Origin of the sequence: Tumebacillus lipolyticus, assembly GCF_042682745.1 — a bacterium.
Lineage (GTDB): Bacteria > Bacillota > Bacilli > Tumebacillales > Tumebacillaceae > Tumebacillus_A > Tumebacillus_A lipolyticus.
The window spans coordinates 402,605-414,861 of sequence record NZ_JBHUIO010000002.1; the positions used below are offsets into that span (position 1 = coordinate 402,605).

The window sequence follows — 12,257 nt, forward strand, 5'->3', positions numbered from 1 at the left end:
AAAAGGCAAAGGTGAAGATCGTCGAGACCCTTCACCTTTGCCAAAAACGTAGCTTGCTGGCTAGCCTTGCACGTTTTGCGCTTGCGCCAAACATTTGAGAATTCGATCGGTCAGCGCTTGCAGATGAGGAGCGCTCAGAATTGTAAAGTGATCCCCCTGCGCTTCGTGCGCATCGATCTGTTGCGCCAGCTGACCCCAGCGATAGAACTTGTCGCGACGAAGTTTCTCATACATTTCGTGCGCAGGTGCCGTGCTCGCTCGGAAGAAGGCGATCGGCACATCTGCAGCCAGTCCAGGAGTCGGTTCATACTTCTCCAACGCGTTCGTATTCGCTTTGAAAATCTTAAACAGGCGGCGCACCTGCTCAAATTTTAGCCCATCTGGCAGCGATCCCATCGCTTTGGCCTGCTGGTACAGCATGCTCAAAGCGTCATCGATGGCGAGCCTGCCCAGCTGATGCATCATCATTTGCATGTTGGAGAAATCAAAACCGTTCGCCCCCGCGAAGTCTCCTGCAAATGCCATCAGCAGTTGAACATCGTCCATCTTCTCCTGCTCATTCTCCTGGACGGGAGCCATCGTATCGAGCAAGATCAGCAACTCGACCTCTTCGCCCCGCTCGCGAAGCTGCCGCGCCATCTCAAAGGCGACCGTGCCGCCGAGCGACCAACCTCCGAGACGATATGGCCCTTCCGCCTGCGCTCGTCTGATCTCTTCGAGATACCAGCTGGCCATCTCTTCGATCGAAGTGAGCGGCAGGCGATCATCCTCAAAGCCCAGCGCCTGCAGCCCATAGAACGGCTGATCGGTGCCGAGGCGTCGAGCCAACTCGAAGTAGGAGAAGACACCGCCGCCGACCGGATGGACGAAAAACACGGGCTTTTGCGAGCCATGCGGTTGGATCGGAACCAGCGAAGATCCAGTTCTCGTTCCCACTCCTTGGCGCAACAGCATCGCCAACCCTTCGATCGTGCCATCTTGGAACAGCACGGTCAGAGGCATGTTCAGACCTAACCGCTGCTCGATCGATGCCATCAGTTGCACTGCGAGCAAGGAGTGTCCGCCGATCGAGAAAAAGTTGTCTTTCACAGAAGGAGTTCTGCCGAGCAGCTCCTCCCAAATTTTCACCAGTTCTTTTTCGATTTCATCGCGTGCGGCCACAAACTCCGCCTCTCGTTCCAACACGATCTCTTCCGGGATCGGCAGGGCGCGACGATCGACTTTTCCGTTCTCGTTGATCGGAAGCTGCTTCATCACGACGATCGCAGATGGAACCATATATTCGGGCAAGGATTGGCGCAGATACCCGCGCAGTTCGGTCGCCATGCTCTCCTCGACCGCCACCGCTTCCACATAGGCGACAAGACGCTTCTCGCCGTGCGGATCATCGATCGCAAGCACGGTAGCCAAAGCGACATTCGGATGTGCGGTCAGCAGCGATTCGATCTCCCCGATCTCGATGCGGAACCCGCGGACCTTCACCTGCGTGTCGATCCGGCCGAGGAACTCCAGGCTGCCATCGGCGAGGTAGCGCACCAAGTCACCGCTCTTATACCAACGCTCGCCGTCGATCCAGACAAACGACGCGGCGGTCAATTCCGGCTGATTGCGATAGCCTCGACCAACGCCATGTCCGCCGATATAGAGCTCGCCCGGAACACCGACCGGAACCCGTTGTCCGTCACCGTCACAGACGCGGAATTTACCGTTTTTAAGCGCTCGCCCAATCACCAAACGCTCAGATGGCTCCGCTTCAACCGTGTGGAACGAGCAGAGGATGGTGGCCTCTGTCGGCCCGTAAGCCACGATCACGTTCGCATTCGGGAACGCTTGGCGCAGCTCTGCCTGCAGGTCGGCCGTGACCGCTTCGCCGCCGACGAGTACCGTCCGCATCGAGGTTACCGGCGCTTGCGACTTCATCACTTCCTGCGCGACGTGGCGCATCAGGCTTGGCACAGACAGACATGTCGTCGCGGATCGAAACTCCCCGACCAGCTGCGCGAGGTCGAGCACCCGATCTTTCGACATCAGGACGGTAGTACCCCCCGAGAGCAGCGGAGCGAACACCTCGGCGACGCTGACATCGAATGTCATCGTCGTCACCGACAGCATGCGCGTTTCGCGGCTGAAGTCGAACTGCTCTAACACCGTCGACAGCGTGCTCACCAGCTGCGCATGCTCGATCATCACCGCTTTCGGCTTGCCGGTCGAGCCGGATGTATACAGCATGTACGCCAGATGATGCGGCTCGACCGCGCTGTTCGGCGCTGTGATCGGATACTCTGCCAGCGACGCTTCCTCTTCGGCAAAGATCAACGGCACGTCTGTCGGGAGCCCACTTGCCAGCTCACGCTTCGTCAACAGCGCGACCATCTCTGCATCTTCGATCAGGTAGGCGATTCGCTCTTTCGGATGCGATGGGTCGATCGGCACGTACGCACCGCCCGCCTTCAGGACGGCCAACAACGAGATGACCATCGCAAGCGATTTGTCCATGCAGACCCCGACCAGCACATCTGGCCCCACTCCGAACGTTTGCAGATGATGGGCCAAACGATTTGCCCGCTCGTCCAACTCTTGGTAGCTTAACGTCTCGCCAGCAAATTCTGCCGCAACAGCATCTGGCGTCGTGCGCGCATGCTCGGCGATCAGCTGATGTGCACAGCGGCGTGGGAAGTTGTCCGATACAGCATTCCAGCCTTCGAGCATCGCTTCTTCTGCTGGTGTCAACAGCGAGAGTTCTGTGAGCTTGCGATCCGGATCATCGACGATCGCGGTCAACAGCTGCTCCAGATGACCGGCCATCCGCTCGATCGTGCTGGGGTCGAACAGGTCTGTCTGGTAGTTGAACGCATGCAGCTGACCCTCCTCCGACTCATAGACCATCAGCGAGAGTTCAAAATTGGCCACACCGCCTCCCGCCTCCAGCGCTGACATCGTGACACCAGGCAAGGTCAGATCGCCCATCGGTGCGTTTTGCACCGCGAACATCACTTGGAACAGCGGCGAGATGCTCATGTCTCGATTCGGCTGAATCTCTTCGACCAGCTTTTCGAACGGCAGATCTTGATGCGCATAGCTGTCGAGCGCCGACTGGCGAACTCTCTGCAAAAGCTCGCGGAACGAAGGCTGTGCCGAGAGATCGGTGCGCAAGACGATCGTGTTGACAAAGAAGCCGATCAGAGGTTCGATCTCTTTGCGATTGCGTCCGGCGATCGGCGAACCGATCAGGATGTCATCCTGTCCGGAATAGCGAAAGAGCAAAGTGTTGAGCGCTGCCAGCAGCGTCATATACATCGTGACACCCTCTTGCTGGCAGAGCGCTTGCAGTCGATCAGAAAGATCTTTTGAGATGCGCAGCGCATGCGATCCGCCCCGCAAGGTCGGCACCGGTGGGCGCGGATGGTCATGCGGGAGCGGCAACACCGTCTTCGCCCCTTGTAGTCGATCCTTCCAGTGTGCCAGCTGCGCCTGCAAGTTGTCCCCTTGGAGCCATGCGCGCTGCCAGTGTGCGAAATCTGCATACTGCACCTCAAGCTCTGCGAGCGGCGTCTCCCTGCCTTCCGCAAAGGCGGCATACAGTTCGCCTAGCTCGCGCACGAACACCCCGATCGACCAGCCGTCCGACACGATGTGATGCATCGTGAACAGCAGCACCACCTCGTCCTGCGAAGCGCGCAACATCGTCGAGCGGAACAGAGGTCCGGTGCTCAGATCGAAAGGTTTGCGCGCTTCCTCTCCGGCAACGCGCAAGATCTCCGCTTCACAAGCTTCTTTCGATAGATGCTGGAGATCGATGCGCTCCAGACGATGCGTATAATTTGCCTGCACCACCTGAACAGGACGGTTCTCCACCATCGAGAACGTGGTTCGCAACACTTCGTGACGGCGCACGATCTCTTGGAGCGCTTGATCGAGCGCCTCCACATTCAGATCCCCGCTGAAGCGCACGCCGGAGAACATGTTATAGCTCGACTGTTTCGTCAGTCGGTCGATAAACCACAACCGCTGCTGGGCGAACGACAGCGGCAATTCGCGATCGCGACCCACCGGGACGATCGGCGGAATTTGAATGCCTGTTGCCAACTCGCTGTGGTGCTTCATATACTCGACGATGCTCGCGACGGTCGCCGCTTCAAACAGGGCGCGCACCGGCAATTCCATGCCGAACACTTCGCGAATGCGCGAGATGAGCTGTGTGGCGAGCAGCGAATGGCCGCCCAGATCGAAGAAATGATCATGGATGCCGACACGATCCACCTTGAGCACTTCGCCGAAGATGTCTGCCATCAGCTGCTCCGTTGCGGTGCGCGGTGCCACATAGGACTCTGCCGCCTCCAATCGCGAGCCGTCAGGAGCTGGCAGGGCCTTTCTGTCGATCTTGCGGTTCGGTGTGAGCGGCACAGCGTCGATCGGCATGAACAGCTGCGGCACCATGTACTCGGGCAGGCGATCTTTCAAGAAGCTGCGCAGCTCTTGCGTGCTCGGCTCCAGCTCTTGATCGAGCACCACGTAGGCGACCAGCAGCGTCTTGGCGGCGCCTTCCGACTCTTCGCGCGCCATCACCACCGTTTCCAATACGCCTGGGTGCTGACCGAGGATCGTCTCGATCTCGCCGAGCTCGATCCGATACCCGCGAATCTTCACCTGAGTGTCGATCCGACCAAAGAACTCGATATTGCCATCTGGGAGATAGCGCGCGAGGTCGCCCGTGCGATACATGCGCGCCCCCTGTTCTTTGCTAAACGGGTCGGTGATAAATTTCTCAGCTGTCATCTCCTCGCGCTTTAAATACCCGCGGGCGAGCGAAATGCCTCCGATAAACACCTCGCCTGGCACGCCGAGCGGAACGGGGCGCATCTGCTGGTCGAGGATGTAGATCTGCGTGTTGGCGATCGGGCGGCCGATCGGCGGCAGCAGCGGCCATTCCTCTTGCCCGAGCGGCAGCGTGTACGAAGTGACGACATGACATTCGGTCGGGCCGTACTGGTTGTAGAGGCGACATCCCTCCAAGCTGGCCAACCAGTTGCGAACCGGTCGCGTGGTCTGCAGTTGATCGCCCGCCGTCGTGATCTCTTTTAGCTGTAGGGGTAATCGCTCGCTCAGACTTTCTGCTACCTCACAGAGCTGTTGGAAGGCGACAAACGGCAAGTAGATGCGATGTACGCCCTGTTCGGACAGATAGCGGAGCAGGCGGAGCGGATCGCGGCGCACTTCCTCTTTGACCAACACGAGCGTGCCGCCCGTCGTCAGCGTGCAGAAATACTCTTGGAACGAGATATCAAAGGTCATCGACGCATATTGCAACGTCCGCTCAAGCGGTGCAAACGGGGTCTCCTTCAATTGCCAGGAGATCATGTTGCGAAGCGGGCGATGCGTCATCATCACACCTTTTGGCTTGCCGGTCGTCCCCGATGTATAGATGACATAGAGCGCGTTGTCCAGCGTCTCGCCAGCGTTCAGGTTTTGGCTCGGCCACTTCTCGATCTCTTCCCAATCGCGATCCAGCGCGACCACTTCTACACCGTCTGTCGGCAGGTCGTCCACCAGATCGGCTTGCGTCACCAGCACGCCGACCTCAGCATCTTTCAGAATGAACTCGATGCGATCTTTCGGATGTGCGGGGTCGAGCGGCACGTACGCGCCTCCCGCTTTGAGAATGCCGAGCGTCGCGACGACCAGTTCGAGCGAGCGCCCCATGCAGAGGCCGACCAACGCTTCTGGTTGCACACCGCGCGCCTGCAAATGATGCGCCAAGCGGTTGGCTCGCTCGTTCAACTCGCGATAGGTAACTTGCGCTTCGTCGAGCACGAGCGCCACCGCATCCGGGGTGCGCGCCACCTGCTCTTCGAACAGCTGATGCGCACATTTCCCATCCGAATCGTCAAGCGCGATGCCGTGCGCCAGCTCGCGCACGCCGCGCTCTTCCTCCTCTGTCATCAGCGGCAGAACGGCGATCGGCTGTGCCGGATCGACGGTGATCGCTTCGAGCAGCGTATGGAAGTGACCGAGCATTCGCTCCATCGTCGCCTGCCGGAACAGATCCACGTTGTACTCGATGGAGACGATCAGCCCATCTGTTCTCTCCGCCATCGTCCAGAGCAGATCGAACTTTGATGTCTTGCTATCCTGCGACAGCGGAACGAGCGTGATATCGGCCGCAACCGTTGCATCGCTCTCAAAATTTTGCAGAGCGAACATCACTTGAAACACCGGTGAATGGCTTTGGTCGCGATCTGGCTGCAACTCCTCGACCAGTTTTTCAAACGGGACATCCTGATACTGGAAGGCTGCCAATGCAGTTTCCCGCACGCGCTTGACCAGTTCGAGAAAACTCGGGTTCCCCGACAGATCGGAGCGAATGACCAGCGTGTTGACAAAAAATCCGATCAGACCTTCGATGCCGCTTCGGTTGCGGTTGGCGATCGGCGTTCCGATCAGGATGTCGTCCTGCTTGGTGTAGTGGAAGAGCAGCGTATTGAAAGCTGCCAACAAGGTCATGAACAGCGTCGTGCCCTCCTGTTGGCTCAGCGCTTGCAGTTTGTCTGCCAGATCTTTTGGCAACAGATAGCTCATGCCATCACCGTTGTAGGTCTGCACAGCAGGGCGCTTAAAGTCGGTCGGCAACTCCAAGACGGGCAGCGTGCCACCAAGTTGCTGTTTCCAGTAGTTGATTTGCCCCTCCAACACTTCCCCTTGCAGGTAGTCTCGCTGCCACACAGCAAAATCAGCATATTGCAGGGGCAGGTCTGGCAGCGGTGACGGTTCTCCGTTGGCGAACGCTTGATAGAGCTGGGTGATCTCCTTGACCAGCACGCCATACGACCAACCGTCAGCGATGATGTGGTGGATGGTGAACAGGAGCACATGATCCTGCTGATCGAGCTGCAACAGCTGGGCACGAACCAAAGGCCCTTTGGCGAGATCGAACGGCAACCGCGCCTCTTCGCCTGCCAGCCGCATCGCTTCCGCTTCCCGCTCCGCCGCTGGCAGCTCCTGCAGGCTGATGATCGGCAGCGGCACTTGCAGGCTGTGCTTGATCACCTGCTCAGGTATCGTTCCATTCTTGCGGAACGTCGTGCGCAGCGTTTCATGACGACGAGCGATCTCATTAAAGCTCGCCTCCAGCGCCGCCACATCGAGCACTCCATAGATGCGGAACCCGAGCGGAATGTTGTATAGTGGTGAGTTGGGAATCAACTGATCGAGGAACCACAAGCGCTGCTGAGCGAACGAAGTCGGGAAGGCAACTTCCTCCTCATTTTCAGAGCTGGCTCCACGCGAGGTGACGGTCGGCCCCTGATCCTCCATCCCCAGCCTTTGCCCGCTTGCCGCCACGATGCATCCGGCTAGCTCAGAAAGCGTAGGAGCTTCAAACAGGGTGCGGAGCGGCAGTTCGATGCCAAACTCATCGTGCACGCGCGACATCAGGCGGGTGGCGAGGAGCGAATGGCCGCCCAATTCGAAAAAGTTGTCATGCTGCCCCACCCGGTCGATCCGCAAGATCTCCGCCCAGATCGAAGCTAATTTTTCCTGCACCCCACTCTCTGGCAGCACGTATTCCAGCTCTGCACTGCGCGTCCCGTCGGGAAGCGGCAGCGCTTTGCGATCCACTTTTCCATTTGGCGTAAGCGGGATCTGATCGAGCAGCACAAAGGCGGACGGAACCATATACTCGGGCACCTGCTGCTTCACATGGTTGCGCAGTTCGATGGTGGTCAGCTCCACACCGTTGCCCACCACATAGGCGGTGATCCGCTTATCCCCCGGCACATCTTCGCGCACGATGACGATCGTCTCTTTTACAGCTGCATGCTGTCCGATCACAGCTTCGATCTCGCCGAGCTCGATTCGGAATCCCCGCACTTTGACCTGATGGTCGATCCGCCCGAGAAACTCCAAGTTGCCATCGGGAAGATAGCGCACCAGATCGCCCGTCTTATACAGGCGAGATCCGTCTTCGCGGAACGGATTGCGGATAAACTTCTCCTCGGTCAGCTCCGGGCGGTTCAAATATCCGCGCGCAAGACCTGGACCGCCGACATGCAGTTCACCTGGCACGCCGATCGGCACCGGTTGCAACAGCGAGTCGAGCACATAAAGCTCGTTGTTGGAGATCGCCCGTCCGATCGGTACCACCCCTGCGACCTCCTCTGGCTGAGACAGCCAGATCGTCGTCGAGGCGACCGTGTTTTCGGTCGGCCCGTATGCGTTTGCCAGCAGACATCCGGGCAGCTTTTGCAAAAACTTCTTCGCATGCGGAGCGGACATCACATCGCCGCCGACCGAAAGCAGCTTCAGGTGGCCGATCTTTTCCAAATCCGCCTCTGCCAACTGTGGCAACAGGCCGGAGGTTAACAGCGCGACCGTCACTTTCTCCTCGCTCAACACGCGAATGACTTCATCGATCGTCGGTGTCATCGCGGGGAACACGACCAGTTTCGCACCGTTGACCAACGCCCCCCACACTTCTGGCGTGGCCGCATCGAAAGAGATCGCCGCCAGTTGCAGGAACACTTCCTCTTCGCCGAAGATCAGATAGTTGCTGTTTTTCACAAGGCGTGCCACCCCGCGGTGTGGGATCAGCACACCTTTTGGCTTGCCGGTCGAGCCGGACGTGTAGATCATATAGGCCAGATGTTCCGGATCGAGCGCAACGTCGAGGTTTTCCTCCCCCTCAAGCGCGATGTGCGGCCAATCGCGATCCAGACAGATCAACTCAGCGCCATGTGCGGGCAGATCGTCGATCAGCTTCTCCTGCGTGAGAAGCACAGACACGCCGCTGTCTTCCAACATGTAGCTCAAGCGATCTTGCGGATAGGCCGGATCGAGCGGCACGTATGCTCCGCCCGCCTTGAGGATGCCGAGCATCCCGACCACCATCTCCAGCGAGCGCTCTGTGCAGAGGCCGACGAGCACATCAGGGCCGACACCTTTCTTTTGCAGCAGGCGCGCCAGTTGGTTGGCGCGGCGGTTGAGCTCGCCATAGGTCAGCTCTGCACCTTCAAACGACAGCGCTACCTTTGCCGGCACGCGGGCGACCTGCTCGTCAAACATCTGCGGAATGGTCAGATCGTGCGGGTAATCGACACGATTGCGATTCCACTCCACCAGCGTCAGATCGGCCTCCTCAGCGGTCAACAGCGGGAGCGCGGCGATCTCGCGGTCAGGATCTGCAGCGATGCCTTGCAACAGCTCGGTAAAGTGTTCGGTCATGCGCAAGATGGTCGCTTCATCGAACAGGTCTGTACTATACTGGATCGTGCCGTATAAACCGTTCTTGCTTTCAGACATCGCAAGGTTCAGGTCAAACTTCGCACTGGCGTGATCGGCGTCCAATCCGCTCATCTTCAGCCCGGTCATCTGCTCTGCGCCCTTCGGGGCGTTTTGCAGCGCGAACATCGTCTGAAACAGCGGAGTATAACTCATGTTGCGCTCCGGCTGTACCTCCTCGACCAACCGCTCAAAAGGCAAATCCTGATGAGCGTACGCATCGAGCGCCGTTGTGCGAACGCGCGACAGCACTTCGCGGAACGTCGGTCGACCGGAAAGATCGGTGCGCATGACCAGCGTGTTGACAAAAAATCCGATCAACCCTTCGATCTGGGCGTTGTTGCGGCCTGCGATCGGCGATCCGACCGCGATATCATCCTGCCCGCTATAGCGATAGAGCAGCGTGACGAACGCTGACAACAACGTCATATACAGCGTCACGCCTTCCGTTTGCGTCAGATCGATCAACCGATCGGTCAGCGCTTTCGGAACGACAAATTCGACCGAAGCACCGCGATGGCTCTGTACGGCCGGACGGGGACGGTCTGTCGGCAATTGCAGGACTGGCGGATGATCTCCTAACTGTTTTTTCCAATAGGAGACCTGCCGTTCGAGCTCAGCTCCGGAAAGATGCTCCAACTGCCAATTGGTAAAATCGACATATTGGATCGGCAACTCGGGCAGCGGAGATGGCAAGTTGTTGACAAATGCTTCATAGAGCACCCCAACCTCTTTCATCATCACGCCACAGGACCAACCATCTGAGATGATGTGGTGCATATTCAAAAGGAGGACATGCTCCTCCTCATTCAGTTCCAAAAGCGCTGTCCGCATCAGCGGACCTTTGCTCAGATCGAACGGTCGGTTCGCATCTTCGAACGCCATTCGCTTAGCGTGATCCATGCGGCTCTCGGCCGGCACATGCCGCAGATCGATCATCGGCAACTCAAACGAGACCTCCGGCAAAATAACTTGCATCGGAGCGCCGCCCTCTTCGATAAAAATGGTGCGCAGCGTCTCGTGACGATCTACGATTTCCTCTAAACTCCGCTTCAATGCGTCCACATTGAGATTCCCCTGTAGTCGAATGGCAAACGGAATGTTGTACATGGCACTGCCCGGCATCAGCTTATCGAGAAACCATAGCCGTTGCTGAGCAAAAGACGCGGGGAAGACGAACGCCCCTTCCTCCAAGACCGCCTGATTTCCTGTGTGCTCCATCATTTCGACCTCCCTAACCCTGTCACAAGTGCATCGACAAAACGATTCGACTCTTCAATGCAATCTCTGACAACTATTTCTTTATTAAACCAGAATAAACCTTCCTGAAATCCTAAAGTTTTTACGGAGGTTGTGACCTATGAAAATTTATAGTGTGCAGGATCGCGCCTTTGCTTCGCTCGCCACTCCAGAAAGATTCTTGCTCCTCCAATTTTTCTGGACAGAATTCGGTGAGAAAATAACAGCCTACTCATTATTTTCTAAATATTAAGATTTTTCTTAGTTCTCATAGTTCTCACATTTTCATCAAGCTATTGACTTCTCTACTGGATCGCAATATGATATACCCAGTAATCCGAGTGTGATTACATACCATTGATTCTCTAGGAGGTGTCCCCTATGATTGCAAGTTTTATCGTTTCGTTTGTGATCTTGGCCTTATTGTATTACTTGAAAAGGAAAAAAGTAGGTTTTGGTAGTCGCGTCATTCTCGCGATGCTGCTCGGTGTCGCCGTCGGTGCCTTCTTCCAAGGAGACGCCATTAAAGTCGGCACGATCGGCACGATTTACGTCTCCCTGATCAAAATGATCGTCATGCCGCTGGTGATCGCGATGATCATCACTTCGGTCACCGCGCTGACCGATCCACAGCAGTTGAAAAAGTTAGGTGTGAAAACGGTCGCTCTGTTCCTCGCCACCACCGGGATCGCAGCGGTGATCGGCATCTTGGTCGCTCTGGTGATCGATCCAGGCGCAGGCGTCACCTTCGTCAAAGATGCTGCGTTTCAAGCGCGAGAAATTCCGACCTTCGACAAAGTGTTGCTTGATCTCATCCCGTCCAACCCGGTCAATGAGATGGCGAATGGCAAGGTCATTCCGGTCATCATCTTCTCCCTGTTCATCGCGGTTGCCATCCTGATCGAGCGCGGGCGCAAACCGGAAAAAGTTCAACCGGTGATGGATTTCCTGAACTCTTTCGCCGCGATCATGTTCCGAGTGACCAAGCTGGTCATCGCGCTGACTCCATACGGCGTCTTCGGTTTGATGGCTTCAATGGCAGCCAAGTACGGCTTCTCGTCGCTGTTGCCGCTCGGTGAAGTGATCCTTGCCGTCTATGTGGCTTGCCTGCTGCATTTTGTGATCACCTACGGCTCGCTCGTCACCTTCGTGGCTCGCGTCAACCCGTTCCGCTTCCTGAAGAAGATCTATCCGGTGATCACCGTCGCCTTCACGACGCGCAGCTCGTATGCCACTTTGCCGGTCAACCTTGAAGTGATCACCAAGCGCGTGAAAGTGTCGGAGAAGATCGCCTCCTTCGTCGCTCCGCTCGGCGCTACGATCAACATGAACGGATGCGGCGGTCTGTACCCTGCCATCGTGGCGATCTTTGTCGCCCGGGTCTTCGATATCGACCTCGTCTTCACCGATTATCTGCTGATCGTCGGCAGCGCGATGATCGCATCGATCGGTACGGCTGGCGTTCCGGGACCTGCTACCATCTCGACCACCGTCGTCCTCACTTCGCTCGGCTTGCCGCTGGAAGGTTTTGCACTGGTGCTCGGCATCGACGCGATCGTCGATATGGCGCGCACCGCAATCAATGCGACCGGCACGACCGTCTCCTCGCTGATCATCGCCAACTCGGAAGGTGAGTTTGACCGCGAGGCGTTTAACACCGAAGTTGACGAAGAGCTCGACACCAAGATCGCATAACTTCCTTCGAACTTATTGTCGATCATTCAAGCTCACTCGCTCACAAGCGA

Annotated in this window: 2 protein-coding genes; one reads left to right on the plus strand and one right to left on the minus strand. The window is 57.4% G+C overall.

Annotated elements, in window-relative coordinates:
- Positions 1-60 precede the first annotated feature (60 nt).
- Positions 61-10,494, minus strand: a complete 10,434-nt coding sequence (locus tag ACFSOY_RS01270; protein ID WP_386043550.1) for a non-ribosomal peptide synthetase — start codon at positions 10,492-10,494, stop codon at positions 61-63.
- A 399-nt stretch (positions 10,495-10,893) separates the two neighbouring features.
- Here ACFSOY_RS01270 and ACFSOY_RS01275 point away from each other — a divergent pair, with 399 nt between their 5' ends.
- Complete coding sequence (locus ACFSOY_RS01275) at positions 10,894-12,207, plus strand: dicarboxylate/amino acid:cation symporter (protein WP_386043552.1); 1,314 nt, start codon at positions 10,894-10,896, stop codon at positions 12,205-12,207.
- Positions 12,208-12,257: the final 50 nt, after the last annotated feature.